Source organism: Collinsella aerofaciens (genome assembly GCF_039062315.1).
GTDB lineage: Bacteria > Actinomycetota > Coriobacteriia > Coriobacteriales > Coriobacteriaceae > Collinsella > Collinsella aerofaciens_BG.
In genome coordinates this window covers 128,884-155,690 of the sequence record NZ_JBCJBG010000005.1, presented here as the reverse complement: position 1 = coordinate 155,690, position 26,807 = coordinate 128,884, and the positions used below count along the sequence as shown (strand labels likewise).

23 protein-coding genes and 4 tRNA genes are annotated in these 26,807 nt (G+C 58.7%); all 27 read right to left on the bottom strand.

The features are described 5' to 3' along the window. Positions 1 to 687, bottom strand: a complete 687-nt coding sequence (gene cmk / locus ABCP74_RS04330; protein ID WP_343000781.1) for a (d)CMP kinase — start codon at positions 685 to 687, stop codon at positions 1 to 3. Between the two features lie 66 nt (positions 688 to 753). Further along, entirely contained in the window at positions 754 to 1,722 is a 969-nt protein-coding gene (locus ABCP74_RS04325) for a pseudouridine synthase (RefSeq protein WP_343000782.1), read from the bottom strand. Then, positions 1,709 to 2,428, bottom strand: a complete 720-nt coding sequence (gene scpB / locus ABCP74_RS04320) for an SMC-Scp complex subunit ScpB (protein ID WP_343000783.1) — start codon at positions 2,426 to 2,428, stop codon at positions 1,709 to 1,711. The genes ABCP74_RS04325 and scpB overlap by 14 nt, the downstream gene beginning before the upstream one ends. 11 nt (positions 2,429 to 2,439) lie before the next feature. Beyond that, the gene (locus ABCP74_RS04315) at positions 2,440 to 3,249 is read right to left on the bottom strand and encodes a segregation and condensation protein A (protein WP_343000784.1); all 810 of its coding nucleotides are present in this window, start codon (positions 3,247 to 3,249) and stop codon (positions 2,440 to 2,442) included. 84 nt (positions 3,250 to 3,333) lie between these two features. Continuing rightward, the gene (locus tag ABCP74_RS04310; protein WP_343000785.1) at positions 3,334 to 4,017 is read right to left on the bottom strand and encodes a site-2 protease family protein; all 684 of its coding nucleotides are present in this window, start codon (positions 4,015 to 4,017) and stop codon (positions 3,334 to 3,336) included. A 9-nt stretch (positions 4,018 to 4,026) separates the two neighbouring features. After that, positions 4,027 to 4,323, bottom strand: coding sequence for a hypothetical protein (locus ABCP74_RS04305; protein ID WP_343000786.1), 297 nt, complete (start codon positions 4,321 to 4,323; stop codon positions 4,027 to 4,029). After that, positions 4,310 to 6,343: an ABC-F family ATP-binding cassette domain-containing protein gene (locus tag ABCP74_RS04300; protein WP_343000787.1), complete on the bottom strand. Its 2,034-nt coding sequence runs from the start codon at positions 6,341 to 6,343 to the stop codon at positions 4,310 to 4,312. The genes ABCP74_RS04305 and ABCP74_RS04300 overlap by 14 nt, the downstream gene beginning before the upstream one ends. Before the next feature lie 75 nt (positions 6,344 to 6,418). Beyond that, positions 6,419 to 6,491, bottom strand: a tRNA-Ala gene (locus ABCP74_RS04295). A 447-nt stretch (positions 6,492 to 6,938) separates the two neighbouring features. After that, positions 6,939 to 7,014: transfer RNA gene (locus ABCP74_RS04290), tRNA-Ile, on the bottom strand. A gap of 197 nt (positions 7,015 to 7,211) precedes the next feature. After that, a tRNA-Ala gene (locus ABCP74_RS04285) sits at positions 7,212 to 7,284 on the bottom strand. A 367-nt stretch (positions 7,285 to 7,651) separates the two neighbouring features. Beyond that, positions 7,652 to 8,809 (bottom strand): hypothetical protein, encoded by a 1,158-nt coding sequence (locus ABCP74_RS04280; protein WP_138340976.1) that lies wholly within the window; start codon positions 8,807 to 8,809, stop codon positions 7,652 to 7,654. Positions 8,810 to 9,188: 379 nt separating this feature from the next. Continuing rightward, a tRNA-Val gene (locus tag ABCP74_RS04275) sits at positions 9,189 to 9,263 on the bottom strand. A gap of 138 nt (positions 9,264 to 9,401) precedes the next feature. Next, positions 9,402 to 10,190 (bottom strand): DUF3825 domain-containing protein, encoded by a 789-nt coding sequence (locus ABCP74_RS04270; RefSeq protein WP_343000789.1) that lies wholly within the window; start codon positions 10,188 to 10,190, stop codon positions 9,402 to 9,404. A 753-nt stretch (positions 10,191 to 10,943) separates the two neighbouring features. Further along, positions 10,944 to 11,243, bottom strand: a complete 300-nt coding sequence (locus tag ABCP74_RS04265) for a nucleotidyltransferase family protein (protein ID WP_343000790.1) — start codon at positions 11,241 to 11,243, stop codon at positions 10,944 to 10,946. A gap of 28 nt (positions 11,244 to 11,271) precedes the next feature. Then, complete coding sequence (locus ABCP74_RS04260; protein ID WP_343011780.1) at positions 11,272 to 11,652, bottom strand: hypothetical protein; 381 nt, start codon at positions 11,650 to 11,652, stop codon at positions 11,272 to 11,274. A 195-nt stretch (positions 11,653 to 11,847) separates the two neighbouring features. Then, positions 11,848 to 12,711, bottom strand: coding sequence for a hypothetical protein (locus tag ABCP74_RS04255; protein WP_343000792.1), 864 nt, complete (start codon positions 12,709 to 12,711; stop codon positions 11,848 to 11,850). Positions 12,712 to 13,150: 439 nt separating this feature from the next. Further along, positions 13,151 to 14,293 (bottom strand): hypothetical protein, encoded by a 1,143-nt coding sequence (locus ABCP74_RS04250; RefSeq protein WP_343000793.1) that lies wholly within the window; start codon positions 14,291 to 14,293, stop codon positions 13,151 to 13,153. 170 nt (positions 14,294 to 14,463) lie between these two features. Next, a complete protein-coding gene (locus tag ABCP74_RS04245) occupies positions 14,464 to 15,225 on the bottom strand; it encodes a TIR domain-containing protein (protein ID WP_343000794.1) in 762 nt (253 codons plus the stop codon). 1,689 nt (positions 15,226 to 16,914) lie between these two features. Beyond that, positions 16,915 to 17,550, bottom strand: a complete 636-nt coding sequence (locus ABCP74_RS04240) for a HEPN domain-containing protein (RefSeq protein WP_055287434.1) — start codon at positions 17,548 to 17,550, stop codon at positions 16,915 to 16,917. A gap of 762 nt (positions 17,551 to 18,312) precedes the next feature. After that, on the bottom strand, positions 18,313 to 19,767 hold the full coding sequence (locus ABCP74_RS04235) for a sugar nucleotide-binding protein (RefSeq protein WP_343000795.1): 1,455 nt from the start codon (positions 19,765 to 19,767) through the stop codon (positions 18,313 to 18,315). Positions 19,768 to 19,781: 14 nt separating this feature from the next. Next, positions 19,782 to 20,801, bottom strand: coding sequence for a dTDP-glucose 4,6-dehydratase (rfbB, locus tag ABCP74_RS04230; RefSeq protein ID WP_271755818.1), 1,020 nt, complete (start codon positions 20,799 to 20,801; stop codon positions 19,782 to 19,784). Positions 20,802 to 20,813: 12 nt separating this feature from the next. Continuing rightward, entirely contained in the window at positions 20,814 to 21,713 is a 900-nt protein-coding gene (gene rfbA, locus ABCP74_RS04225) for a glucose-1-phosphate thymidylyltransferase RfbA (protein ID WP_195503351.1), read from the bottom strand. A gap of 341 nt (positions 21,714 to 22,054) precedes the next feature. Beyond that, entirely contained in the window at positions 22,055 to 22,471 is a 417-nt protein-coding gene (locus ABCP74_RS04220) for an acyltransferase family protein (RefSeq protein WP_343000870.1), read from the bottom strand. A 151-nt stretch (positions 22,472 to 22,622) separates the two neighbouring features. Next, positions 22,623 to 23,009: a hypothetical protein gene (locus tag ABCP74_RS04215; RefSeq protein ID WP_195503353.1), complete on the bottom strand. Its 387-nt coding sequence runs from the start codon at positions 23,007 to 23,009 to the stop codon at positions 22,623 to 22,625. After that, positions 23,010 to 24,227, bottom strand: a complete 1,218-nt coding sequence (locus ABCP74_RS04210; RefSeq protein WP_343011726.1) for a Coenzyme F420 hydrogenase/dehydrogenase, beta subunit C-terminal domain — start codon at positions 24,225 to 24,227, stop codon at positions 23,010 to 23,012. Between the two features lie 8 nt (positions 24,228 to 24,235). Then, positions 24,236 to 25,741 (bottom strand): lipopolysaccharide biosynthesis protein, encoded by a 1,506-nt coding sequence (locus ABCP74_RS04205; RefSeq protein ID WP_052044164.1) that lies wholly within the window; start codon positions 25,739 to 25,741, stop codon positions 24,236 to 24,238. Further along, positions 25,734 to 26,807 (bottom strand): polysaccharide pyruvyl transferase family protein, encoded by a 1,074-nt coding sequence (locus ABCP74_RS04200; RefSeq protein WP_117774364.1) that lies wholly within the window; start codon positions 26,805 to 26,807, stop codon positions 25,734 to 25,736. Before ABCP74_RS04200 ends, ABCP74_RS04205 begins: the two co-directional genes overlap by 8 nt.

The window sequence follows — 26,807 nt, the reverse complement described above, 5'->3', positions numbered from 1 at the left end:
CTACCTCCTTTGGTTGATGAGGTCCTCGATAATGCGGACGACCTCGTCGATGGTGTGGGCGGTGGAGTCGACATGCACCGCGTCCTCGGCGGGAACGAGCGGCGCGACCTCGCGGCTGCTGTCGAGCTTATCGCGCTGCTTGAGGGCGTCGAGGGTCTCGTCGACCTCGGCTTCGAGCTGCTCTTCGGAGAGCGGCTGAGCGTCGTTTTGGTGACGCTGCAGCACACGGCGACGGGCACGCTCGCGCGGGTCGGCGGTTAGGAATACCTTGACCTGTGCGTTGGGGAACACGACGGTGCCGATGTCGCGACCCTCGGCCACGATATCGCGGTCTTCGGCTGCGCGGCGCTGATGGATGAGCATGGCGGCGCGTACGCCCGGGTAGGCCGAGACCTTGGAGACGTTGGCGTCCACCTGCGGGGTGCGGATGGCAGCCGATGCGTCCTGACCGTCGATGGTCAGGCGCGTGTCCTCGCCGGTGCCGTTGGTAAAGCGAATCTCGATCTGCTCGGCGAGAGCGTCGATGGCCGCCTCGTCGTCCAGATCGATGCCGCGGTCGAGCGCGGCGAAGGTGACAGCGCGATACATGGCGCCCGTGTCGAGCTTGTTAAAGCCCAGCTGGCGGGCGATCTCCTTGGCGATGGTGGACTTGCCGGAACCGGCAGGGCCGTCGATGGCGACGATCATGTAATGCTTCCTTTCGGTGGTTGACGTGCTGGTATGGGACGCGGGCGCTAGGGCTTGGCGAGTTGCCTAGCCCGTGTAGCGCTCGCGGTAGGTGTTACGCTTGGGTGCGGAACCGTGGCTGCCGTGGTGGCGGGTGCGGCTCGCGGTGTTGGTCGCGGGCACGGCGCGCTTAGAGGCGGCCTGCTTGGGCGGGATGCCGCCGGCCTTGAGGATCTGTACCTCGCGATCGGTGAGCTCACGCCACGAGCCCTTAGCCACGTCTTTGAGCTCCAGGCCGGCAAAGTTGCAGCGGTGCAGGCGTATCACCGGATGGTGGATCTTGCTCAGCATGCGCTTGACCTGGTTCTTGCGTCCCTCGCGGATGATGACCTCCACGGCGGTGGTGCCGGGCTTTACGCCTTGCGGAGCCACGGCCTCGGCCTCGCGCGCGGTAATAACGCGGCAGATCGCCGGCTGGCACAGGCCGTCGTCGAGCTCGATGCCGCGACGGAGTGGTTCCAAGTCGCGATCGGTCAGGTGGCCGTCCACGAGCGCCTGATAGGTCTTATAGACGTGCTTGCTGGGGTGCAGCAGATCCTGCGACAGGTCGCCGTCGGTGGTAAAGAGCAAAAGGCCCGTGGTGTCACGGTCCAGGCGGCCCACCGGGAAGAGCCCCGGAAAGCGGTCGCGCGGGACCAGGTCGGCCACGCAAGGGCGCTCCTGCGGATCGCTCATGGTGGTGAGGTAGCCGGTCGGCTTGTAGAGCATCAGGTACACAGCGCCTTGGTTGAGCTTGACGGGCATGCCGTCGACCTCGATATGGTCGCGATCGACGTCGACCTTGGTGCCCAGTTCGGTCGCGACCTGGCCGTTGACGGTCACGCGGCCGGCGATCATCAGGTCCTCTGAGCCGCGGCGGCTCGCCACGCCCGCGCGCGCCAAAAAGCGCTGCAGGCGCATGGTGTGCGGGTAGACGGGTTGGGCGCCGCCTGTGGGCGCCGTAGCACCCGCGACGCGTGCGGTGCACGTCTCCTCTACTTCGTTAGTCCTCGTCATGCATGTCCTCCGAGGTATCGCCAGTGGGCAGAAGCTCATCGCCATCGGTGTCCTCAACATCGGTATCGAGCAGTTCGCGCTCTTCGTCAAGGTCCTCGGCCTGCTCCTCGAGCGTGGACTGAATGCTGCGGCCGCTCAGGCGCTCGCGGATAAACTGGCGCGACTGCTCGTCGGGGGCAAACTGCTCCAGATCGGGCAGGTCGAGGGTGGAGCGCAGGCCGAACTTTTCCAAAAAGGCGTTGGTCGTGCCGTAGATGATGGCCTGACCGCGCTCGGGGTCGCGGCCGAGCTCGCGCACCAGACCCTTGTCCACGAGCGACGCGATGACGCCGTCGGAATTGACGCCGCGGATGCCCTTGACCACCTCGCGCGTGACGGGTTGGTGGTAGGCGATCACGGCCAGGGTCTCGAGCGCCGCCTGCGACAGCTTTTGCGTATCCCAGCTCAGCACGTAGGCCTCGACCACGTCGTGGTAGGCGGGGTGCGTGAACAGGCGCCAGCCGCCGGCGACCTCGCGCAGCTGAAAGCCGCGGTTGGCCTCCTCATACTCAACTTTGAGCTCGGCCAACAGCGATGCGCACTCGCCGGGGGCGATGTCGAGCGCACCTGCCAGCGCGGGTGCGCTCACGGGGTCGCTCGACACCAGCAGCAGCGCCTCGAGGGCGCCTTTGAGGCTGTTTGCCTCCAACGTGGAAAGGGTTGACATGGTAGCCGCTCCTATTCGGTGAGCTCGGGGCCCTCGCCGGGAACGTATGCCTCGGCGCCCTCGACGCGGTTGATTTGAATGGTTCCAAAGATCTCATCTTGGCTCAGCGTGAGCGAGCCGCGTTTGGCGAGCTCGAGCATGGCCAGGAAGGTAACGACGAGCTGCTCGGTGGTGGCGTCGCCGTCCAACAGCTCGCGGAAGGTGCAGGTTTGGTGCGCCATGGTAAAGCGGTCGACCGAGGCCACCGTCAGGTCGAGCGGCACGCGATGTGGTGCCACGTGCTCGGCCTCCAGCAGGAAGGTCTGACGCTTGCCGTCCAGGTCGGCGCAGATGACGGCGAGGCCGCGCAGGGTGATGCCGGCCAGGTAGTCGGGCATAAGGCCCAGGAACTCGGGGTCGGGGCCGGCAACGCGCGGATGCATGCGGCTCTCGGCCTGCATGCGCGCACCGAGGGCGGCCGCCGCACCCTTAAACTGCTTGTAGGCGATCAGGCGCTGGATCAAGACCTCGCGCAGGGCGTCGCCGTCGAGGGCGCTGAGCTCCTCGAGGTCTTCGTCGTCCTCGTCATCGTCGACGGATTTGCTGGGGGCCTCCTGGGGTACCAGCGAGGCGGCCTTGATGTCCAAAAGGGTTGCCGCGACCAGCAAAAAGTCGCTCGCCACGTCCAGGTCCAGCGCCTCGATGCGCTCTACCTCGGCCAGGTACTGTTCGGCCACCTCGCTGATCGAGATGGCACCGATATCAACTTTTTGGCGGGTTACCAGCTGCAGCAGCAGGTCGAACGGTCCGCTGTAGACCTGCGTCGACACGCGATACGACATTTTCGACCTCCTTTGACGGCGCCTTCGCGGCGCGGTTTGGGTGCATGTTGCGACCGTTTTGCACGGTCGACCTGTAAGTTTACCCTAGATGCCGGCGATTGCGAAGTTGAGCAGCCGCTCAGCCAGCGGATACACGGTAACGTCGAAATAGCGGCCGATCACGTCGATGCCGGTCCACATGGGCAGCAAGTACAGCACGATGATAAGGATCGGCATGGCGTATTGCTGCAGACGGTAGTAGTTAGCGAGCGCCTTGCCCTTGAGGAACGGCACGATGATCGACGAGCCGTCGAGCGGCGGGATCGGGATGAGGTTAAAGAACGCGAGCGACAAGTTGACAACGATAAAGGTGGCGCCGAAGTTCATGATTTGGGATGCCACGGCAAAGGACATGCTGGCGTAGAGGTTGCCGTATGCCGCGTGCATGAGGGCCGCCGCCAGGCACGCGAGTGCGATGTTCGATGCGGGGCCGGCCGCGCTCACCAGGACCTCGTCGCGCTTGGGGTGCTTGAGGTTGTTGAGGTAGACGGGCACCGGCTTGGCAAAGGCGAACACCGGGCCGCCGGCGGCAAGCATAAGCAGCGGCAGGATGATGGTGCCAAACGGGTCGATGTGGTTGAGCGGGTTGAGCGAAACGCGGCCGCGCGAACGCGCCGTCTTGTCGCCGAGCGCCCAGGCCGCGGCGGCGTGTGCGCTCTCGTGGATCACGATGCCCACGATGACGGCGACGGCGCTGGCGAGCAGGTTCATGAGGTAGCTGCTGGACATGGCGCTCCCCTAGCGGACGCGGCGCGAGGCGCGCGTGAGCAGGTAGTCTGCCACAAACAGGATGACGGCCACGATGGCGTAATCCAGGCGGAACACACCGCCAAAGGGCGATGTGATGACGCCGTAGCCGGCGATAGCACTCGGCAGCGCGCGCGAAAGCTCAACGACAAAGCCTACGATCTGCAGCTTGGCGGTGAGGCCGCTAAAGCACAGCAGCACGGTCATCGCGCTCATAGAGATGCCGCAGATGCGACAGGCGATGGCGATGATGCTCATCGCCACGGCGGTGGCTTTACGAGAGTTCACGCGCGGTCTCCTCTTCGATCTGGGTGGAAAGCTCCAGCCATTCGTCCTCGAGCTTGGGCAGCTCTTGCTTAAGGCCGTTATATTCCCCCAGCGCGGCGTTGAACTTGTCCTGATCGGCATAAAGCTCTTCGCTTGCCATCAATTCCATAAGCTCGTCATAGCGGGCACGCTTTTTGTCGAGCTCCGCCTCGATCTTCTTAAGCTGGTTGCGCACGCCCTTGAGCTTTTTGTTGAGCGCGGCGCGGGCCTGGGCCTCGGCGCGCTTTTGCTCCTTGGTCTTTTTGCCCTCGGCCGGCTTAGGCGCCGCGGCGGGGGTGTCGACATGGGCGGCGCTGGCTTTGGTGGACTTGGCCGCGGCAGGCACGCTCTCCCCTGCCGCCTCGGCGGCGGCGCGGGCTGCGAGGTCTTCGCGCTTGTAGAGGTAATAGTCGTAGTCGCCGTCGTAGACCGTGACTTTGCCGTCGCGGATGTCGATGATGCGGTTTGCCACGGCGCGTACCAGGTGCTCGTCGTGGCTGATCAGCACGATGGTGCCGGGGAAGTTTTGCAGGGCGTTCTCGAGCATGTCCACCGAGTCGATATCCAGGTGGTTGGTGGGCTCGTCCAGGCACAGGAGCGCCTCGGGGGCCACAAGCATCTTGGCGAGCGCCAGGCGCGCCTTTTCGCCGCCGGAGAGGACGCGGACCTGCTTTTCGATGGAATCGTTATCGCTAAACAGGAAGGCGCCCAGCAGGCTGCGCTGCTGCGGCACGGTCCACTTGGGCGTGACGGTGTCGATTTCTTGCAGGACGGTGTTGGACTCGGTCATGCCTTCGAGCGCGTGCTGGGCATAGTAGGCCACGCCCACGTTGGTGCCCAGGTCGCGGGTGCCGGTGGTGGGCGGCTCAAGGCCGGCGAGGATCTTCATGAGGGTAGACTTACCGGCGCCGTTGGGGCCGACGAGCGCCACGTGCTCGCCGCGGTAGAGTTTGAGGTCAATATCGCTGTAGATGTGCTTGTTGCCGTAGGACTTGGACACGCCCTCGAGCCCTACGACCATGTCGCCTGAGCGCGGCGGATCGGGGAACTTAAAGTCGATGTGCTTGTGGCCCTCGGGCAGGATGACGAGCTCCTTTTTGATCTGCTCGATCTTGCGGATGCGCTCCTGCGCCTGGGCGGCCTTGGTGGGCTTGTAGCGAAACTTGTCGACGAAGACCTGCATGTGGGCGATATCGCGCTCCTGGGCGGCACGCTTGGCGCGCATCTGTTCCAGGTTGTCCTCGCGCTGCTTGAGATAGCTGCTGTAGTTGCCGGTGTAGGTGGTCACGCGGCGGTTCTCGAGCGCGGCGACGTGGTCGACGCAGGCGTCCATGAAAGCACGGTCGTGGCTGACGATAAGCACGGCGCCGTCGTAGTTCGCGATAAAGCCGCGCAGCCACTGGACGCTTTCGAGGTCCAGGTGGTTGGTGGGCTCGTCCAGAAGCAGCAGGTCGGGGTGGCGCAGGAAGAGTTTGGCGAGCGCGATGCGCATCTGCCAGCCGCCCGAGAACTCAGAACACGGGCGCTCAAAGTCGGTGACCTTAAAGCCCAGGCCGGACAGGATTTTGCGCGCGTTGCTCTCGAGCTCGTAGCCGCCCAAGTGCTCAAAGCGGTCCTGGACCTGGCCGTACTCGTTCAGGAGTGCGTCGACGTCCTTACCCTGCTCGGAGAGCTCGGTGATCTGGGCCTGCAGCTCGTTGGCGCGTTCGCCCATGCGGCGGATTTCCTTGGCCGCCGCCATTACCTCGGCGAGGATGGTGGTGTCCTTGTTCTCTAGGTTGGTTTCCTGCTCTAGGTAGCCCACCTGGCAGTCCTTGGCGTACTGGACCTGGCCGGCGTCAGGGCTGTCGATGCCCATGATGATTTTGAGCATGGTGGTTTTGCCGGCGCCGTTGGGTCCCACGAGCGCAAAGCGTTCGCCGGGGTTGATCTGGAAGGACGCGCCGCTAAAGAGGACGCGCGCGCCGAAGCTTTTTTCGATCTTGTCGACCAGGAGGATCATGGTGCCGCCTTTGACCTTGTGTGCCTATATGAAAAAAGGCCCCAACTTGCGTTGGAGCCTCATTCAATGCTCGGGTGGAGACGAGGGGGATCGAACCCCTGACCTCTTGACTGCCAGTCAAGCGCTCTCCCAGCTGAGCTACGCCCCCGTGCGAAGAAGTACTATACGGGAACTCCCCCGGCGATGCAAGGACAATTTTGGAAAATTTCGCAATCGCGGCGCGGGCCGCCATCCGCCCAACGGCCGTCTTGCCGGCGCCAGGCCCATTACCGGGGCCAATCGCGCTCCCGCCGACCCGGCGATTTCAAAACCATGCCGGTTTACGGGGCCAGGCCGGGAACCCCCGAGCATGCCGTCATCGGTAAAATCAAAACCGCAGGTAGACGGCTTGCGCATTCCGTGAAATGCAGGGTATGGACGGCCGGTCCGGGTCCAGCCCCGTAATCCGGCATAGTTTTGAAATGGTTCTTGTCAACCAGCATAATCTTTTACGTGGATTTGAACTGCAAACGTTTATCAAAGCAATTTGGCAGGCATATGGAGTGGGAACTATGGCAAAAAGAAGCCGGGCTATTTGCCCGGCCCCTTGATTCTCTGGTGGGCCCTCCGGGATTCGAACCCAGAACCCAGGGATTATGAGTCCCCTGCGCTAACCGTTGCGCCAAGAGCCCTTATAAAATGGCGTGTGCGATAGAGGCCAATAGAACAGATCCTTATCTTGAACCACGTCGTGAAATACTACCATGCACGCGGCGCCCGTTCAACGGACGATCTTGTCGGCCAGGAGGATCATGGTGCCGCCTTTGACCTTGTGTGCCTATATGAAAAAAGGCCCCAACTTGCGTTGGAGCCTCATTCAATGCTCGGGTGGAGACGAGGGGGATCGAACCCCTGACCTCTTGACTGCCAGTCAAGCGCTCTCCCAGCTGAGCTACGCCCCCGTGCGAAGAAGTACTATACGGGAACTCCCCCGGCGATGCAAGGACAATTTTGGAAAATTTCGCAATCGCGGCGCGGGCCGCCATCCGCCCAACGGCCGTCTTGCCGGCGCCAGGCCCATTACCGGGGCCAATCGCGCTCCCGCCGACCCGGCGATTTCAAAACCATGCCGGTTTACGGGGCCAGGCCGGGAACCCCCGAGCATGCCGTCATCGGTAAAATCAAAACCGCAGGTAGACGGCTTGCGCATTCCGTGAAATGCAGGGTATGGACGGCCGGTCCGGGTCCAGCCCCGTAATCCGGCATAGTTTTGAAATGGCAATAATTCGCTAGCAGGCAAACTAGATCTTTCTAGTTCCTTATCGCCGGCTAATTTCCGATTTCCAACCAGTTGCACAAAACATTTGCTCGCAGTCGCGTCTCGGCGCACTTCATTGCCTCGGATTTGGCTTTATATTGAATCCCCAAACGACTGCAGACGCTTTTGATTATGGTGTCTAACTGCTTTGAATCGTTGAGCATATCGTGAGTCACCAGGAATACATCGAATCCCATGCTCTGGAGCGCAGTCATGCGCTCCGCATCGTGATCAAGTACCGCGCCTGAGCCATGGATGACTTCACCTTGGATCTCGATAATTACTGCCTTCATTAGGATTGGGTTTACAATCACGATGTCGCCGTAGCAAACCTTTTGACCTGCGATGCTTTGGGCTGCCACGGATAGAGGGGTTAAATCGTTGAGGTACACGTATCTGAATCCTGCACCACCTAGACGTCGAGAACGACTTAGAAGCAGGACCCCGGCGACCTCGAGCGGAGACGCAGCAATGCCGATAACCTGCTGAGTGGCATCATAAAACTGCTTTCCCCACATTTGACTTTTGATCTTGTCGGCGAATCGATGCAGATCGCTTAGCTCGATGAGCGGCTTTCTCATCCAAAGAGAAGTACCTTTGAGTTTCGTAACCTCTCTTTCATCCTTACGCTTGCTCGTTTGGCCATCATTATCTGGGTCCTTTACGGTTGCGCGGGCATAAACTCGTTTCCATGGAACCTCGTCTTCGCCCTCTCCAAGTTCGAACAAATCCTGCGTGCTGGAATTGCGATTCTCCTCTACCGCCATTTTTAGCTGCATTTCGGCAGCGGGAGCCGGCTCGAATACAGAAAACCAGCCGCAAAGTTCGTACATAGCCAGTACGAGATCTATTTGGGACACAAAGCGCGTCATAGTAAATAACGTGTTAAGCGGATTGGTGACACAAAAGCCTAAATGAGTGTCGATTGTTGTGCTGACATCCGATGCCCCTTCCCAGCGAATAGTGGAGCGCAATCCCGAGTGGTGATTACAACAACCTGGCGAAGCAACAGCGATAATCGGGGTCTTGAGGACGTCGGTTACGAAAGGGGCTTGGGATAGAGCTCGCCAGCCTTCTTCGGAGTTGGGTAGGCACGGGTAGAGGTCGCGCACCTGCGGTGGGCAGCGCCAATAGCGGAATGCGGTGTTTGCGCAGACGATTTCGTCCATTTGCGCCTCCCCTGGTATCGGCCGTAGACCATGCGGTTGTGGTCGTGGACGATTATCTAACGGGGCATCATGCGGGTAAGTACGGGAGGCTGACCAAATACTGACCAAATACTTGACGAGTTCCGCCGAAAAACCTTCGTGTGATAGAAATCCGCTGGAAGGCGCTCTGGGCGTGTGATCTCTTTCTTCACATTTGCGCTTGGATCACACGGGGAATTCAATGAAAATACGCATGCATTTTATGCAAAACGTGCAATGGCGTCAGCAAAAAGGGTGGAATAAAAATCTCGCCTTAGACGACTGCGATTGGTTTTGGTGTCAGATTTAGTGTCAAAAAGAAAAAGGCCAGAGGCTTAACACCTCTGGCCTGCTCTTTTGATGGTGGGCGATACAAGATTCGAACTTGTGACCCCATCCGTGTGAAGGATATGCTCTACCCCTGAGCCAATCGCCCGTCGCCTTTCGGCAAAAGAGATACTAACATAGCCGCGCGAGGTTTTCCAAGAACTTTTTGCCCTCGATTTTAAATTCGTGGGTGCTAGCCAAGTCAAAACAACCAAAACAATCGGCAAAACCGCAGCTAAATCACCCTTTATCGTTTAATCCACGAGGTTTCGGGGCGGCAGATAAGTCGCGCGTTGTTGTAGGCCATGTCGAGCGTGAGACAGGTGCGCGCGGCGTAGAAACCGTCCTCGCGTTGGATGGTCAGCGCCAGCTCGGGCTTGTCGCCGGTCAGGCACAGCGGTAGGAGTAGCTGGATCCGGCCGCCGTAGAACTGCGGCACCGCGAGCGTATAGTTGGCTGCGGCGCGGCGGGCGGCCTCGACGACGGCGCCCTCAAAGGCACGGCGCAGCAGCAGCGAGTTGTCCTCCCCCATCAGGCTAGCAGGAATGCGCGTCAGGTTCTCCTCGTCGCCCAGAATGTGGTCGATGTTGGAGCGGATGGGCAGGCGGTAGTCAAAGACAAGCTCGGAGGGGTCCTCGGCAAAGCGCACGCGGCACGGCAGGTACTCAAACGAGACCAGCATGGGGTCGCTCTCCTTAAAGAAGCCCTTCAAAAACCAGCGCTGGCGCGCGTCGGGCTTGGTGTTGGGCTCAAACAGGCCGTAGATGGTCTCGTAGCGGCGCGTGTACAGGCCGGTGTTAAACAGGCATCGGTCGTCGTCGAACACCAGCGGCAGGTTGGACGGCGCGGTCTGGTCCACGTCGCGCTCGGTCAAAAATACTGCGCGGCTAAACGAAAACGACAGGTAGTTTTTGAGGATGCGGTTGCCGGGACCCCAGTCCTCGGGGTCGGCGAGGTCGGCCAAGCGGTCGTAGCAGGGCTCGGGGCAAAACGCGAAGTCGTACACATTGCTGCACAGGGTGCCTGGGATTTCCATGTGGTGTCCAATCCATTCAATAACTGGCGTGCGGATGGTTTGATTCTATACGGGTGACGGGTCGCCCGCGCCCACAATGCAACCGCGGCGCAACTCTTCGGCGAGTCCACTGGTCGTGCGGCTTCCGGAAACGAGGTCCTGGATCCAAGCGTAGTACTGGTTTCGTTAGAGCGATACCCGTTATCAGGCGCGTTCGACCGCCACCTTTGCTCCTGGCTCTCCGGCAGAGTAGATATCTCTTGGTATTAGAGGCGCCTCCAATCAATGCGATTGAAAGCGCCTTCTCCGCGAGCATTGTTTTGATTGCGTTGGTCGTGCTCTGCGACCAAGGTCTTCTCGGCAGGCTTTCTTTTGATTCCGTTGGTCGCGCCTTACGACCAAAATCAAAGTCAAGCATACAAATGAATGGGAAGAGCTGCAAGGCAAACCCAGAAGTCACACGGTCGCGCTCGTCGGCTCTCGGGCTATGCCAGAAGGCTGGATAGTACCGCTATCCGTCGAAGGACAAAAATGGCGAGGTACGTACCTCGCCGATCTGGCACCTCCAAGACGGCCGTCTCTTTGGTGATTGAGTTTTCTCACATTTCAGGGGCATTTAGAGCTGCATTGATAAGGTCGGCGGAGTTGTCGAAACGACCTAGTTCTCCACTGGCAAAGAACGCATCCCCTTCGCGGATGGCCTCTAGGCTTTCGGCGTTAGGTTCTTTGGGAGGACAGGGCTGTAGGGTTGTATCCGTAAGCTCATCGTTTCGTTTATGTTGAGACATAAAGGCGTATCTCTTCCTGCTTGATGCTTTTGCGGAATGCTGGGCGCATGTGCTCTGGTGGGTTGGCGACGATTTTAACCTTTCGCCCAAGTTCCCTCTCGAGCTCATGGGAGAGTTCGTAAAGCGTGCCGAACGTCATGGTGTTGCCGCAAACTAGGCGCAAGTCAATATCGCTATCGGGCGTTTGCTCGCCTCGGGCAAACGAATCAAATAAATAGGCTACGCTGACGTCGTATTGAGCCAGCACGCGGGTGACGGCAGTGGATATGTCGGTAGGCGAAATCATGAGTTAATTACCGTTCAACAGTAGAGCGTCAGAGGACCAGCGCCGATGCCGCCGGTCCGGCCTTTTGCCGTTCTGCAAGCTCAAAGACTAATGGGGCGTTTGATCTAACGAACTCGGTCAAAAAATCCAGATCGTCAATAGAAAATCCTTCGACATTGAACCAATTAACCGCAGGCAAGAAGCATTCTGCATGGTCAAAGCCAAGGTCAACCGGACGCTCGACGGCTACGCGAACGGTCCCGTCATCTCTTGTCTCTGAGTAGGCAAACTGAGTGCCGTCATCAAGCTGAACATAGCTCCAAAACACGTCTACCTCCTTAGTGTTTATATCCGAGTATAAAGAGCAGACTAGATGGTTTGGATGTTCTTTGTAGAACGAGTTTGTCAAAAAGACATTTTTAGAATTCATGCAGACTCTCCGAAAAAGAAAATGCCTCCAACCCAAAGAGATTGAAGACATCTTCTCAGTGGGCTTTCTTTTGATTTCGTTGGTCGCGCCCTACGACCAATTTCTGATTTAAGTATGCCCAAGTAATGAAGGAAATGAGTGAGATTTTGAAAATGAATTTGGCAGAGTCAAATAACGAATGCCTCGTGTTATTTCTTACCCCTCGTTCGGAAGCAGAAGCTTGGTATATATCTGGAAGACGGCAAGAAGAAATAGGTCTTCCATGGTCTCGATTCTCTCGCCATCGAAACCGCCGGGGCACCCGTAGTCCCTATCGTTGGTCTCGTCGCCAGAGCCGTAGGTTGCCGCGTAGAATGCAACGGTCGTCGCGAACCGGCAGGCCTCAATCTCGGAGCTCGCTTGGAATTGATATTCCTTTTTTAGATGGGAAATGGGGGTGAAGGAAGCGCCCCTCGACTCGAAGGCCTCGGAAAGGACCTTACGGATAAGGTAATCGTACTCCGGGGCACAGCCATCAGGGGACAGGAAGGAAGAATCCAAGCGCTCGGGAGGAAGGTCAACCCGAGGTGCTGGCAGTCTCTCCCCCGCATACCTTTCGAGGCTGCGAAGCACGTATTTCCCATCTTCATAAAGAATAGTTTTATCTTCTGGAAAGCGGTCACGGAGGGCGGCTTCGACTGCGGCGATGCAACGGACGAACAGGTCGTCCTCTCCCCTGACCCGCAAGTCAAGATCACAGTATTTAAGAATCAGATTCTGCACCTCCGGCACAAGGCAGCAGAATTCCCAATACATCTTACGTGAATAATGGAAAAGATCATTGTACATGGCGGCGACAGCGCAAAGCGGAATTAAGCCTCTGTCTGTGTAATACTTCGAGATAAACTCGACCGCCTGCGCCTTATTCCCTTCGGCGTGTCTGCGTTCGTCTCTTTCGTCCTGGCGACGCTCGAATTCTTCCATGCGCTTACTCTGGCAATACTGTTTCATGCCAATGATGGCTATTACAAGTAAAGAGATAACCGCGCATATTAATTCAGCCCATTCGTTAAACTTCACAAGATGCTCCCAGAATACTTAATGATGTTGCAATTCTATATACCAAGCAATTCTACGCATGGGACGTAGACTTTGACTGCATCAGCCGGGTATACGCAAAAGAGGGGCTATACCATACTGCTCGCACTAAAAATGAACTCAGCGAATTTAAATCCGCCTTGTGCCCGACCATGATCGCCGTATTGCGGAGCTCCGTGTACTGCCGATATTGTGCTTGGGCACCGGAGCCTACATAGGTCCCGGTGCCCTTATTGTTGCTTGTGGTATGCCCCACTTTATTGTTAATTCTTTTCTCGCGTATATTATCCCGGGTCTCGTTGTCACGATTCGGCCCATGGCTGCGTCCGTATGGCCTCTGCCTTCGATAATTGGACGCCTATACGCAAACAAACAAATAGCTATCCTTGTGGATGTCCCTTTCTTCCAAAAGGCAGCTATCTCAATAGCGACATGCGGCAGCTAGAAGCACTGCACCAAGCAGGAAACGCATCACGGAAGCGGGGGTCCAGCAGTTGTCGCCGGTCTTGGGGAGCGTCGCAGTGGTCGCGGTGGCGGCCTTGGGCCTGGAGGACGTGGACACCGTGGTCTTGGCTACTGTCGTTGTTGTCTTGGTTGTCGCGGCCGCGGGCTTCGGCGCGGGATTTGCCTTGGGCCCCGTGGTGGGCTCTCCGGCAGCGGGGTTAGCATCGATGGGAGACTTGTCCGCGCTATCGCCGGGCACGTCGTCTCCATCGGTCTCCCCCACCGGAGGTGTGGCCGCATCGGGCTCAACCACCACATGCGGTGCCACAGCATCGGAGGCATCCACCACGCCGCTAGCACCAAAAGCCCCACCGGCAGGCATCACAAGCCGCGCGGACACAAGCGACCCGCCCGTGCACGCAACACCGCCGTCGGCACCGGTCGCATCAAGCCACGAGGCGTTGACGGAAAGCCGGCAGCTGGCACCGGTCGCATCAAGCCACGAGGCGTTGACGGAAAGCCGGCAGCTGGCCGCACTATCGCCAAGGCCAGCATCTTGCAGATACACGCCATAGGCGTGCACGTCCGCTCCGCCATCGGCGCCCGCGGCAACGACGCGCCCGCCGCCGCGCACGGCCATGGCGCCTGCGATCACGCCGGCGACCGCCTCGTCCGTAATATCGGCCCCGTCCGCCCGGGCATCGACGGTGCAGCCGTCCACCGCGAGCGCCTGCGAGACGTGGATCCCGCACTGCGAGCCCGTCGCCGTCAGGGTCCCGGTGCCGCGAAGCGTCAGGTTGCCCCACACCTCCATGCCGCACAGCGTGATGTCCGCATCGGGCGCATGCGACTCCGTCACGGAGTTCTGCCCGGCAAGCGTCAGCACCAGGTCGCCCTCGGCGCCGATGGCCTCGCCCGCGTAGCCATTAAGCTCCAGGTGGTCGGCATCGGTCCAGACCCAGCCGGGGCCCGACGCGCCCGGCTCGTAGTACGTCGCGCCCGCGATGATGAGGCTCTCCGCGCCAGCGGCATAAGAAGGCCCGCCCAGCAAAACGCATAGGCAGGCCATGGCAACAATCGGAATGTAATGACGGCTGGTGTGGGACTTGGCAGCAAACATACCTGCTCCGATCTTCGCAGGAGCCAATAGAATGTGCACCAGAAAATGCCCTGGTAGCAGCAATTAATAGTTTAGCGAGATCAATGCGGGAGCAAAGAGAAATCGTGTGGGCAATGTCCACAATTAGGTGTAAATCGTTTTGCCAGTCGGTGAAAGGAGGGATCAACGGATTAGATACCCATCTTATTAAAGTCGATGGAATATCCCATGGACTTGAGTTCTTTCAAGAGGCCGAACTCCCAACTGTCTGTTCCGGTATAAACGACGCCCTGTAGATCGGAGGGAATCTCGATACCTTTGTCAACAAGAATTGCAACGTTTTCCCTGCCAAGCCGACCAATAAAGTATCCGGCTTCAAATACAACATTTTGTCTAGCCCTGGGCTTTTCCGACTGTTCTGCCTGGGCTCTTCCTTCGTCGTCCGCCGTAAAAAGGCATACCGCTCCTGCTGCATCGCCTTCAATTTCCAGCTTTTCGATGATTGTCTTGCCCTGATTTGACTGCTCGTTTAGGACAACCGCCGTCAGGCCCTGCCTTTCGATGATTCTCGCGACCCTTTCTCTAAGCTCTCCGTTGTGACCATGAACGATAAATACCTTCGAATAATCTCCAACATTTGCAGTCGATCCGGTTTCCCCTTCGTCTGAAAACTCATCAAGGTATGTCTCCAGCACAGCTTTTGCACTGCGCAGGCCGTCCGCACAGGCTTCAACGAAAGCCGAGTCGGGCGTACCGGAGGTGAAGAAAGACAACGAGTAGCTGATTTTGTTAAAGCTTTTAAATTCGTAGCTGTCTTTTCCAAATCGCCTAATTAAAAGCCTGTCCGCCCTTGTCTTCCATGCTTTAAAGTCAGGCGAACTAGAGCTGATGTATTTCTTTGAAAGTTCGTCTGCTGTTTCGCACAACTGCTGCAAAATTTCAAAATCAGACATTAAGCCTTCTTTCTATAACCAATAACGGAGCTAAGAAGCATCTTATTCCAATGAGCGGCCAAATCTCTTTACTGTTTCCTCGGTGCCCCTATCGGAGATGGACTTGCCCAGTGCGAACTCAATAGCGTCCAGCAAAGCCATGACGCGAGCTTTGAAATAGGCATCAAAGTCATCATTAATGAACGCATCCCAGTCAATGAGATTCGATTCGATGACGGAGTTCACAGTGTTCGATGTCAGCTTTCTTAACGAATTTCGCTGAGTAGACGCTGGGGGCCGCGCCTCCAATTTCTGTGCCCGAATAGGAGTACGAGCACGTCGGTCAAGATGCATTCGGTGGTCAACATGGCGGGATCTATCTGCGAGCGGAAAACAAGCGGCGCTGCTAATGGTAGCGCCGCTCGCATCATCAAAGAAGAATCGTTATCGATTGTCTCTGGGACTTTTCGTTCAAAACCAGAGCATGTCGACTACTGCTTATCGAAGTACATCCACCCTACAGGCTGCATTAGATCGTAATAATCGACGGGCGTTTTGAAGCGAATCCTGCCCAAATAACCACGCTTTTCAGCAACCAACTGCATCTGTCTGCGTCACGGCAAACTCTTTGAATTGGCGTCGCGGCAAGTTTGTCTTAAGAAAATAAGGCTGTTAAGACAAACCCATTTTGACGTTTACGTAACGTCGACCATCGATCAAGCCGTATTATTCGGAGTTAGAATTATCGCCCCACGACGCTGAGCCGGTGACCATCCAATGATTTTTGGCATCGATATAGACATCGCCAATCTGATTGTCCAAGCATTCATCGGATTCTTTACCTTGGGGACCTTGATTGCCGCATTGCGGCAAAGCAGCCAGAACAAAAGGAACAGGGAGGACGACATCAAGCGGTATCAGCCATCCCGCATATCGGCATGGTACGAAGGGGGTCGAAACCGAACCGATCAGCCCAAGGACAATCGATTCGTCTGGCAGTTAGTCGTGCTTCGAAACGAAAGCGAGTCCCCCGTCTACGACGTAATCGTCACCTGTGTCGGGATTAGCGGAGCCGGCCCCTCTTTCAAAGGAGAGGACAACCGTCCCGCTTTTCCCGACCGCGTCTGCGTCGGCACGCTTCCTCCTGGAGCATGGTACACATGGCTCCCGACGGAAGGGCACGGAATGGGAGTACGCACGGCACCCGAAACGGCTTTCACCGACGCAAACGGAACTTCGTGGGTTCGGCGAGGCAACGGAAGTCTCGAGGAGATCCCTATGGAGCCGACCTCGTTCTACAGGCTGCCCCTCCCCTTGACCTGGTACGGATGCAAGAAGCTGACCGAGTAGCCCCTTGGCATCGTCGCTTTAAGCATTGGGTTTTCCGGACTGAGACGCGAACTTTCCCGGCCGTTCCGGATAACGGGAAAGTCAGAATCATTCGGGTTTGCGGGGCGGGAACGCGAGAGCGACTCCGCCCTTATTTTTCGATACACCCATAAATTGAAGCGAGATCGGCATCATCATCTCGAAGCACTTACTCACAGATCCATATGGTAAAGGTAGCAATTCACTACCTTTTATGCATAAATTACAGGTATCTTAATTAAGCTGTTAAAAAATAATCAACAGCTGTTCTGATTAACCGGCTAATACAACCATGATTCCAACCAATGGTTTTACAAACGATAAAGAGCGGTCTCCAGCTGCTTATTTACCATTCTCGACAAGATAATCGAAGTCAATCAGCTGAAGCTGCTCTACGAACTTCTCCAAATACGAGACAACTTCCTCGTCATTCACGAATAGCGGCCTGTCCTGCGTCAGTCTGCCTGATTTGTCCTGCGGATAGCGGAGACTGATGCCGTTGTCATCGATTTCGGCAATGGCTTTTACAAAAGCACCCATGTTCTTGATGGTTGTATTGTCTTCACGGCACTTTTGCCCCGGAAACCTCGAGAGCAAGGAGTTCCACAGGTTTGTAAGGCTGTGGTCTTTCTTAGGCTTAGCCCCACATCTTTTTATCGCCCTCTTAATTGAAAGCTCAATACAGTGCCTTGTGAGGAACATCACCGGAATCGCGTAGGAATGTTCCAGCATCACATACATGCCCGGCCTGTCGGTCGCTCTCCTCCCGGCGGCCGCAAGCTCCTTGGCGGCATTGAGGAAGGATCTAATGAACTCATCGTCGAACCTGTCGGCTTTAAGCTCGTCTTTCACCAGGGCAGACGAGTCCAACAGCATGAAATTCCTCAAAGTGGGGTCATTGAAGCCATGCATCTGAGGCTTCATGACCTGTTGATCCTTGTATTTAGGGAACACATGGTCATTGAACACGCTATCCATCAGAGAATCCCTCCTGTCTTCGCGTCTATCCTCGCCCCGACTTCGAGTCGATGAACTCGTCCACAGCCTCGCCATAATAGACCAATAGATAGTACATCTGAGCTGATGCGGTGCCCACAGCGATGCCAGAAACTCAGACGCCCATGAATGGCGGGGAAACGTTACGAGATGGATAACGCTCCAGAGCGCATAAGGTCCGGCTACTTTGCTCGACCGGCGACGAAGCCCCATTACAGTCAGAAACGAGCTATTCGATACCCCGTTGATGCATTTCCCGGTGTCGCATACGATGCAAGCAAGCCCGTCTGGGCCGCCGATCGGGCGCCCGCGTACGGCCGTCTTTCCCTGCCCCGAAGAGGTCCCGGGGGGGTATTGCCGACGCAGGCGTCGCCGTTTCAGACGACTGATAGGAAACTGCCGGACCTCAGGGAAGATGGCCACGGCCAGGTAATGTGGGTGTCGCGGGAAACGGCTTCCGATCGACCGACGATTGGAGGATACCATGGCCAACAACGCAGCGCCCGCGAGGAGGGCCGTCCTCTAGCTCGATGTCGGGAAGTCCTTCCACTGGGCCTGCATGCTCACCCGGGACGGGCAGGTCGCCGTCAACCGCCCCGTCGCGAACTCCTAGCATGAGCTCGACAGGCTGTTCTCGCTTGGTGACCACCGCCGCACTTACCGGCACAGAGCTATACGCCAGGCACAAGAAAAGCCGCCGTTAAAGAACGGCGGCTTTGATTCTCGCATATTTATTAAGAGCGACTAGAGCGTCTTGAGGTACTCCCCCAGCTCTTCCTCCCAGTCGGGCATGTGGAAGCCTGCGGACTCCAGCTTGGACAGGTCGAGCGCGGAGTGGACCGGGCGCGGTGCGATGGGGCCGGCGGCGCCGGCGTAGTAGTCGGCCGTGGAGACCGGGACCACCTTGCCGCCGTTGCCGTTGGCGGCCTCGAAGACCTCACGCGCGATTTCGGCCCAGGAGGCGACGCGGCCGCTGCCGGTGCAGCCGTAGGTGCCGTAGGGGGCCTTGTTCTCCAGCACGTGGAAGATGGCCGCGGCCATGTCGCGCGTGAAGGTCAGGCGTCCCAGCTGGTCGTCAACGACGGTGATCTGGGTGAGCTTATCCCCCGGGTCGGCGACGCGGTCGGACAGCGCCTTCATGGTCTTGACGAAGTTGTGCCCCTCGCCGATGACCCAGCTCGAGCGCATGATGTAGTGGCGCGGGCAGCCGGCCACGGCGATGTCGCCTGCCGCCTTGGTCTGCCCGTAGACGGACAGTGGGCTGAGGGGCTCGTCCTCGTCATGGACCTCGGCGGTGCCGTCAAAGACGTAGTCGGAGGAGACGTGCACGAGCGTGATGCCGTGCTCGGCGCAGGTGCGGGCGAGGAGCGCCGGGCCGGTCGCGTTGGCCTTCCAGGCGATGACACGGCCCTCGGGGGTCTCCGCTTTATCCACGGCCGTGTAGGCACCGCAGTTGATCACGGTGCCGTAGAGCGACCAGTCGTATTTTGAGTAGGCGTCCGGGTCGGACATGTCGAAGGTGTCGATGTCGCAGAAGTCGAAGTCCTTGGCGACGCCGCGCTCCTCGGCGAGCTTGCGGACCGCATGCCCCAGCTGGCCGTTGCAGCCGGTGACGAGGGTGCGCCTGGGAGCCATCGGGACGACGTCCTTGAGGTACGGGTGGTTGAGGTCGGCCTCGGAGACGGTGGCCTGGTCGAGCGGGATCGGCCACTGGATGTCGAGCTCGGGGTCGGCGAGGTTCACGAAGGTGTAGGTCCTCTTGAGCTCCAGCGACCAGTGGGCGTCGACCAGGTAGGTGTAGGCGGTGCCGTCCTCGAGCGCCTGGAAGGAGTTGCCCACGCCGCGCGGGACGTAGATGGCCCTACTCGGGTCGAGCGTGCAGGTGAACACCTTGCCGAAGGTCTCGCTGCCCTCGCGCAGGTCCACCCATGCGCCGAAGACCGAGCCGCGGGCCACGGAGATGAACTTGTCCCAGGGCTCCGCGTGGATGCCGCGGGTGACGCCGCGGCTGTCGTTGTAGGAGATGTTGTTCTGGACGACCCTGAGGTCGGGGATGTCCAGGGCGGTCATCTTGGCGCGCTGCCAGTTCTCCTTGAACCAGCCGCGCGAGTCGCCGTGGACGGCGAGGTCGACGACCTTCAGGCCCTCGATGCCGGTCTCGGCGACGGAGAGGTCCTTCTCGAATGCGATGTCTGCCATGTCTCTCTCCCCTCCTACTGGCCCTGTGCGCGGTAACGGGCCTCGGTGGCCTCCTTGGCCGGGCGCCACCAAGACTCGTTGGCCACGTACCAGTCGATGGTGGCCTTCAGGCCCTCGGCGAAGTCGGTGTGGGCCGGCCTCCAGCCCAGCTCGCGCTGGAGCTTGGTCGAGTCGATGGCGTAGCGGCGATCGTGGCCGGGGCGGTCGGCGACCCAGTCGAAGTCCTCGGGGTCGCGTCCCATGGCCGCAAGGATCATGCGCAGCACGGTGATGTTGTTCTTCTCCCCGTCGGCGCCGATGAGGTAGGTCTCCCCCATGCGGCCCTTCGTGAGGATGTCCCAGACGGCCGAGGAGTGGTCCTCGGTGTGGATCCAGTCGCGGACGTTCTCGCCGCGGCCGTAGAGCTTGGGGCGGACTCCGTCGATGATGTTGGTGATCTGCCTGGGGATGAACTTCTCCACGTGCTGGTAGGGGCCGTAGTTGTTGGAGCAGTTGGAGATGGTGGTTCGCAGCCCGTAGGTGCGGGTCCAGGCGCGCACGAGCATGTCGGAGGACGCCTTGGTGGAGCTGTACGGCGAGGACGGGCGGTACGGCGTCTCCTCGGTGAACTTCGCCGGGTCGTCGAGCGCCAGGTCGCCGTATACCTCGTCGGTGGAGACGTGGTGGTAGCGGATGCCGTGCTTGCGGACGGCCTCCAGCAGGCGGAAGGTGCCCTCGACGTTGGTGCGCAGGAACGGCTCCGGGTCGGCGATGGAGTTGTCGTTGTGGCTCTCGGCGGCGTAGTGCACGATCGCGTCGTGACCGGGGACGATCCTATCGAGCAGCCCGGCGTCGCAGATGTCGCCGACGACGAGCTCCACGCGGTCCGACGGCAGCCCGGAGATGTTCTCGGGGTTGCCGGCGTAGGTCAGCTTGTCCAGGACGGTCACGTGGACGCCCGGGTGGTTGTTGACCACATAGTGCACGAAGTTGCTGCCGATGAAGCCGCAGCCGCCCGTGACGATGATGTTCTTGGGTTCGAAGATCTCAGACATGAGGGGTTCCTCCTAGTACTCGCGCGGGCTGTTGACGATCTCGCCGGCGGCGACCTTCTTCAGGTGCCGACCGTAGACCGACTTGCCGTAGGCCTTGGCCGCCTCCTCCAGCTCGGCGGTCGTGATCCAGCCGTTCTCCCAGGCGATCTCCTCGGGCACCGAGACCGGTAGGTCCTGGGAGTGCTCGACGGCGCGGACGAACTCCGCCGCCTCGTGGAGCGACTCCATGGTGCCGGTGTCCAGCCACGCGTAGCCGCGGCCGAGGGTCACCACGGAGAGCGTCCCCTCCTCCAGATACATCTGGTTGAGCGTGGTGATCTCCAGCTCGCCGCGTGCGGAGGGCTTCACCTCGGCGGCGCGGGAGGACACGTCGCCCGGGTAGAAGTACAGGCCGGTGACGGCGTAGGAGCTCTTGGGCTCGGCGGGCTTCTCCTCGATGGAGACGGCCCTCCCCTCGCCGTCGAACTCCACGACGCCGAAGCGCTCGGGGTCGTCCACGTGGTAGCCGAAGACCGTGGCGCGGCCCGACTCGGCGTTCTGGACGGCGCGCGTCAGGTGGCGCGACAGGCCGTTGCCGTAGAAGATGTTGTCGCCCAGCACGAGCGCGCAGGGCTCGCCGCCGATGAACTCCTCGCCGATGGTGAAGGCCTGCGCCAGGCCGTCCGGCGAGGGCTGCTCGGCGTAGGAGAGGTTCACGCCGAAGCGCGAGCCGTCGCCCAGCAGGCGCTGGAAGTTGGGCAGGTCGGTCGGCGTGGAGATGACCAGGATGTCCTTGATGCCCGCCAGCATGAGCGTGGACAGCGGGTAGTAGATCATGGGCTTGTCGTAGACCGGCAGCAGCTGCTTGGAGGTCACGAGAGTGAGCGGGTACAGTCGCGTGCCGGACCCGCCCGCGAGGATGATGCCTTTCATTTAATCTGTCCTCTACAATCGAAATGCGCTTTAGATCGAGTGATAAATAAGACTTGGGTATCCTATTTTGCTAAACCCCCTCATTCTTAACGAAATAGGCAAGGTAATGACTGCGGAATATGGCTACCTGAATTGCCCCTTCCATTTTTCGATGCTCGACCAAGGGAGATTGATTCCGGTTATTTCAGGTTGGTTAATCCAATCAGCCATTTTGAGTAAAAAGTCATCTTCTCGTTCGAAAACAGGAAGTCCGGTATCTTCACCGATGATCGCGTGCCAAATGTTGGTAATGGACTCACTTTGCTTCAACGCTATGAAAAGCGCCAGTATCGAAAATCAATTTATAATCCCACAATGATGTGAATTCGTTCGGGCAAATAACGACCGCAAAGTGATACAAGCGAATAAGATCCGGCAAGAGTTAGCGCCCAAACAGCAAATGTCGAAACACCAAGTGGAATGACGAATAATCCAAGCAGTTTCCAAACGGCCTTGAGAACAAGTATATGGCAGAGGTAGATTCCAAAAGAGGCGTTCCCAAGGTCAACAAGCAAAGTAGAAGATAATCGCGACTTGAATGATCCCGGAACCGCCATAAGAAGCGCGATCACAGCTAAAGAGGTCGCGGCAGAACCGAGCTTAAGCTGAGTTGTGGCCATATTGAAATCGCCAGTCAAATACCACCAGAAGCCTGCGACCTCCTGAATTATTAAAAATATAAAGAGCACTGCAACAAGCTGAGTGGTTCGTCCTTCAATGAGCGCAGCCCAACGCCTTCAGTCGAGACCGAAAACATAAAAGATGAGCCACATGGGGCAGAAAACCTGTATTAGAGGCAATGCGATACCGGCAACGGCAGCGAGCTCCCTTAGAAGCAAGCAAGCCGGTGTCACACAATAGACAAAGAACCTATACCGTGAAAGGAGCCTGAACAGTACCGGAGTAAGCAGCACAAGCTGTGAATAGACCAATAGATAGTACATCTGAGCCGATACGGAGCCCACGGCGAACGCCAGAAACCCAGACGCCCATGAAGGGCGGGAAACGCCGCAAGATAGATAACGCTCCAGAACGCATAAGGTCCGGCAACCTTGCTAATGCGGCGTCGAAGACCCCCCCCGCATTAAATTTGCGCTCGTCGGTAAGAACACCGGATAAAAACAAGAACAACGCAACAGAAAAGTTGAGGAATGGGCGAATGGCGACCGACGCGGCACATTGAGGAAGACAGTGGATAAGCACCACTGCGGAAATCGCAAGCCCACGAAGAGCTTGAAGGTAGCGATCCTTGGCCATCTAGGCTCTCCTTCCAACGAGTCTCTTTAGTCGTCGTTTAATACCACCAAGCTTGCCGCGGACACGCTGCCAGAGAGTGGGACGGAAATCCCACTTGTCCATGAGATCTGGGATGGAAAGCCCGGCAGACACGTCGTTCAAGAACTCGTCGCGCTTTGGATAAGGCGTGACAGAATGGACGAGGCTAGGGTTGCCCGCGATTACCCCATCAAGCGTCACCGGACCGTTTGCAGTAAGCCCAGAAATAGCCTCGAATGCCCGCACGCCCTTCTCGGTATTGCATAGGACGGCAGATACGCCCTTGGAGTTGTCGACCTCGGGATGGGTATTCTGGAACCCCCAGAAATCACCGAGCGTGATATCGGCGCCGCTGGAGCGCTTTGCTGGACATGCCAGACAGGACGAACGAAGGCTCGCATTGGCCAGAAACGCTTTCATGTACCAGTCTTTGCCGAATATCTGGGACTCGGTGTCCCCGGTGTTGTCTTTCTCCGCTATGTGCTTGTACATAGCGGAGAAAGACAACCATCCGGTTGTCTTACTCCGCATATTGACGTCGCAGACGTCCGACCCGAAGGCCTCACCACGGTAGTCGACCCAGCGCGACCAGAGCTCTGGAGACGGAACACCGTGGCAGATGACGTCGACGCCGAGGAAGAGGTCAGAGTCGGCGAGTTTCCCCAGGTATGAGCGCATGCCAGCCACCTGGCATGCAGTACCGGCAAAGAGCGCCGGCCTGCCTTCACGCAGGGCAGCGCGGACGCCCTCGAAGACGCCGCGGCCAACCGCGCTCTGAACGTATTTCGAGCGCATAACGGCGCCGAGCGCCGGCCTGTCCTCCACGAGCACGTGACGAAGCTCGCGGCAACCGTCCGTCCACGCGGCGCCCGCCACAACACCGCCGCGCGAGAGAGCGTCACCGGCGAGTAGACCGAACACGCCGCCCGACGACGATCTATCGAGTAAGCCGACGTCATGAGCCTTCGCCCAGAGGGCGAACTCGCACCCGTCCTCCCCAGGGGCGTTGAGCGCCGGGCATACGGCGTCGCACGCCCCGCAGCCTACGCACCCGGAGGCGTCGACGGTGGGGTGTAGGAAGCCACAATCATCGGGTTCCATGGAGATGCATGACTTGGGGCAGCGGGCAGCGCACGCGCCGCAGCCGCAGCAACGGTCGCCAAGCGAGACGACCCTCGGGGATTTCTCGGAATCATTCATGATGGACCCTATCTAAGGAACGGGAGACGAGAGACGACCGCGATACGTTCGTCCTTCGTTAGGACGGCGAGCCAAAGGGCTATGGCGAAAAGCGCGCTGTAAACGGCGCCCCACTCGAGGAACGCGGGCCATCCGTTGACGGGCAGGACCGCCGTGCCAGCGAGGCAGGCGACGGTGACGGCAGCCCAGGCGAGCAGCACCGGCAGGTTCCGCTTCCAGAAAAAGAGCATGTCGAGACCGACCCGCTTCTGGTAGTACCAGTTCATCCACAGTCCGTTGCCGAGCACGATGCTGACGACATAGGCGATCGCGGGGGCCCACGGCCCCAGCGCCGGGGCGGCCGCGGCGGTGAAGGCAACGTTCCCGACCGCCATCGCAAGGTAGACGAGACTCCTGGCGTGGTGCATGTTCTTGGCCCTCTGGATCTCGATGCCGACGTTCTGACAGAGGGGCACCATGACGGGTAGCGTCATGGCGAGCACGAGCCAGTAGGCCTCGGCGAAGCCCGGGCCCGCCCACCTCGTCACGAAAAACTTCCCGAGAATAGCGAAACCTCCGTACACCCAGCAAAACAGTACCATCTGGTAGCGGCCCACGCGCGTCATAAGGCGAGTGAGCTCGGCGTTGTCGTCCGAGGTGGCGACGATGCGGTTGACCTTCGGAATGAAGACGTTCGACATCGTGGTGGAGAGCGAGTAGAAGACCTGGCGGATGTTCACGGCCACCGCGAACAGAGATACCGCAGTCGCGCCCGAGATGGCCCCCAGCATGATGTTGGGCACGCTCTGATTGACCATCTCGCAGACCTGGTTACCGAAGATCCAGGCACTGAAGGCGGCGATGCCGCGCATGACGCCCCAGTCGGCACCCCTGAGCTCGAAGCGCATGCCCAGCACGACGATGGCGTAGCGCGCGTTGAGGGCGAGCAGGACGAGGTTCACCGCGAGCTGTGCTAGGGCAACGCCCACGGGCCCCATACCGGCGGCCAGCAGGGCCCAGGCGCACAGCGGCGTCGCAAGCGTGGTGACGAGCTGCCTGGTCTGCTGGTAGACGAAGCGCTCGTGCGCCGTGATGTAGGAATTGAACACGACGGTGAACAACGTCGAGGCGACGTTGAGCGTCATGATGGCGAGCAGCTCCCGGGCGAGCGAGACCTGCGCCTCGGTGAACCCGGCCGAGAACACCGCGCCGGCGTTTGCGGAGAAGCCCATGCCGAGGGCGACCGCCGCGGCTGTGACGGCGACGTAAAGCGTGAGGTACATGCCGTTCAGGTGCCGGATGTCGCGCTCGCCGCCGTGCGCCACCGTCTGCGTGTAGAAGCGCACGTAGGCCTCGGAGAAGCCGAAGGACAGGAGCGTCAGCGAGAAGACAAAGGAGTTCGAGCTCTGGAAGACGCCGTAGTCCGCCTGCCCCACGTAGGACAGTAGCATCGGCGTGTAGACGAGGTTGACGAGGTTCTTTGCGAGGATGTTGGCGTAGCCTAGGAGGGCGCCCGCCTTACGCTGGCTAGCCACGGGCGGCCTCCGAGGGAATGCTCAATCCACATCTATCGAGGAATTCAACAACGATCTTCCTCTGAGCTGCCAACCTGTCATACGCCTTTGAATAGTCACTCTCGAGCAGTTCCGAATTACATACGGAAAGAATTGACCGCTCAACGAAAGAAACACCCAGCTCGCTGGCTAGCGTGTCGAATCGGCTGCTCATGTCTGGACCAGTGGACTCACGAGGGCAATAAATCAGCGGCTTCCCGAACAAGATCGAGAAAATTGATCCGTGATATGAATCTGTCGCTACAAGCTTTGCGTGACGGACGGCATAGAGGAACTCTGAAGGCCCGAGGGCGTAGTAGCGCGCATCCCCTAGTAAATCGACCCTCTTGCAGCTAAGTGAATCACAGATTTCGGCAACCCTCTCTTCGTAAGCTGCACTCCCGAGGAAGTACGTCAATACATAATCATTTGGAAGCCCGCAGTGCGGCTCTTTTTCATACCTTTCCCACCAGGAGCCGTCAAACATCAGTGTTGGGTCAATCAACACCTCGGCCTTTAAGCCGTACAGACTGTTTATAAGCTCGGCGCTCTTCTGCTCACGAACGGACAGCCTATCAAACCCGTCGAAATAGCCGTGGAACAGCTCACGCTTCTCCTCGGGAATCGTCGGAGCTGCCAAGCTTGGCGAAAAAGCAATGCGCTTTTCTCTTGGCGAAAACGTGAGAAACATAGTGGAGTTAGCGTCAGGGGAATACGGAGACCAAACTTGGTCGCTCCCAGCAACGAAAAAGTCATAGGATTTAATGTCACGTGGAGGGTTGGAATCAGATATAACCTCCCGGCTAAAGGAAATGTTACGGGAATTGAAATCCTCAAACGAACGATGCCTCTGGATGTGGGCAACGGCAAGCCCCTTTGGAATGAGCGAAGCCAAAGACTTGAGCTTGTATTTGGCAGATCTCGAGTCCTTCTGTCTGAACGTAAGGACATCTGCACCCGAGAGTTTGAGAGTTTCTTGGACAGCAAGGTTCTGGAGCCTCTGCCCATAGTTGTCCCCATGCGTAAATGTGGAAATGCCTATTTTCAT

Excerpts from the sequence above, each read along its gene's own strand:
- ABCP74_RS04265 (WP_343000790.1), bottom strand. The coding sequence starts at position 11,243 with ATGATTTCGCCTACCGACATATCCACTGCCGTCACCCGCGTGCTGGCT.
- cmk (WP_343000781.1), bottom strand. The coding sequence starts at position 687 with ATGATCGTCGCCATCGACGGCCCTGCCGGTTCCGGCAAGTCCACCATC.
- ABCP74_RS04245 (WP_343000794.1), bottom strand. The coding sequence starts at position 15,225 with ATGTCTGATTTTGAAATTTTGCAGCAGTTGTGCGAAACAGCAGACGAA.
- ABCP74_RS04200 (WP_117774364.1), bottom strand. The coding sequence starts at position 26,807 with ATGAAAATAGGCATTTCCACATTTACGCATGGGGACAACTATGGGCAG.
- ABCP74_RS04325 (WP_343000782.1), bottom strand. The coding sequence starts at position 1,722 with ATGACGAGGACTAACGAAGTAGAGGAGACGTGCACCGCACGCGTCGCG.
- ABCP74_RS04235 (WP_343000795.1), bottom strand. The coding sequence starts at position 19,767 with ATGGCAGACATCGCATTCGAGAAGGACCTCTCCGTCGCCGAGACCGGC.
- ABCP74_RS04210 (WP_343011726.1), bottom strand. The coding sequence starts at position 24,227 with ATGAATGATTCCGAGAAATCCCCGAGGGTCGTCTCGCTTGGCGACCGT.
- ABCP74_RS04270 (WP_343000789.1), bottom strand. The coding sequence starts at position 10,190 with ATGGAAATCCCAGGCACCCTGTGCAGCAATGTGTACGACTTCGCGTTT.
- ABCP74_RS04215 (WP_195503353.1), bottom strand. The coding sequence starts at position 23,009 with ATGGCCAAGGATCGCTACCTTCAAGCTCTTCGTGGGCTTGCGATTTCC.
- ABCP74_RS04250 (WP_343000793.1), bottom strand. The coding sequence starts at position 14,293 with ATGTTTGCTGCCAAGTCCCACACCAGCCGTCATTACATTCCGATTGTT.
- rfbA (WP_195503351.1), bottom strand. The coding sequence starts at position 21,713 with ATGAAAGGCATCATCCTCGCGGGCGGGTCCGGCACGCGACTGTACCCG.
- rfbB (WP_271755818.1), bottom strand. The coding sequence starts at position 20,801 with ATGTCTGAGATCTTCGAACCCAAGAACATCATCGTCACGGGCGGCTGC.
- ABCP74_RS04280 (WP_138340976.1), bottom strand. The coding sequence starts at position 8,809 with ATGGACGAAATCGTCTGCGCAAACACCGCATTCCGCTATTGGCGCTGC.
- ABCP74_RS04300 (WP_343000787.1), bottom strand. The coding sequence starts at position 6,343 with ATGATCCTCCTGGTCGACAAGATCGAAAAAAGCTTCGGCGCGCGCGTC.
- ABCP74_RS04240 (WP_055287434.1), bottom strand. The coding sequence starts at position 17,550 with ATGGATAGCGTGTTCAATGACCATGTGTTCCCTAAATACAAGGATCAA.
- ABCP74_RS04310 (WP_343000785.1), bottom strand. The coding sequence starts at position 4,017 with ATGTCCAGCAGCTACCTCATGAACCTGCTCGCCAGCGCCGTCGCCGTC.
- ABCP74_RS04315 (WP_343000784.1), bottom strand. The coding sequence starts at position 3,249 with ATGTCGTATCGCGTGTCGACGCAGGTCTACAGCGGACCGTTCGACCTG.
- scpB (WP_343000783.1), bottom strand. The coding sequence starts at position 2,428 with ATGTCAACCCTTTCCACGTTGGAGGCAAACAGCCTCAAAGGCGCCCTC.
- ABCP74_RS04260 (WP_343011780.1), bottom strand. The coding sequence starts at position 11,652 with ATGAATTCTAAAAATGTCTTTTTGACAAACTCGTTCTACAAAGAACAT.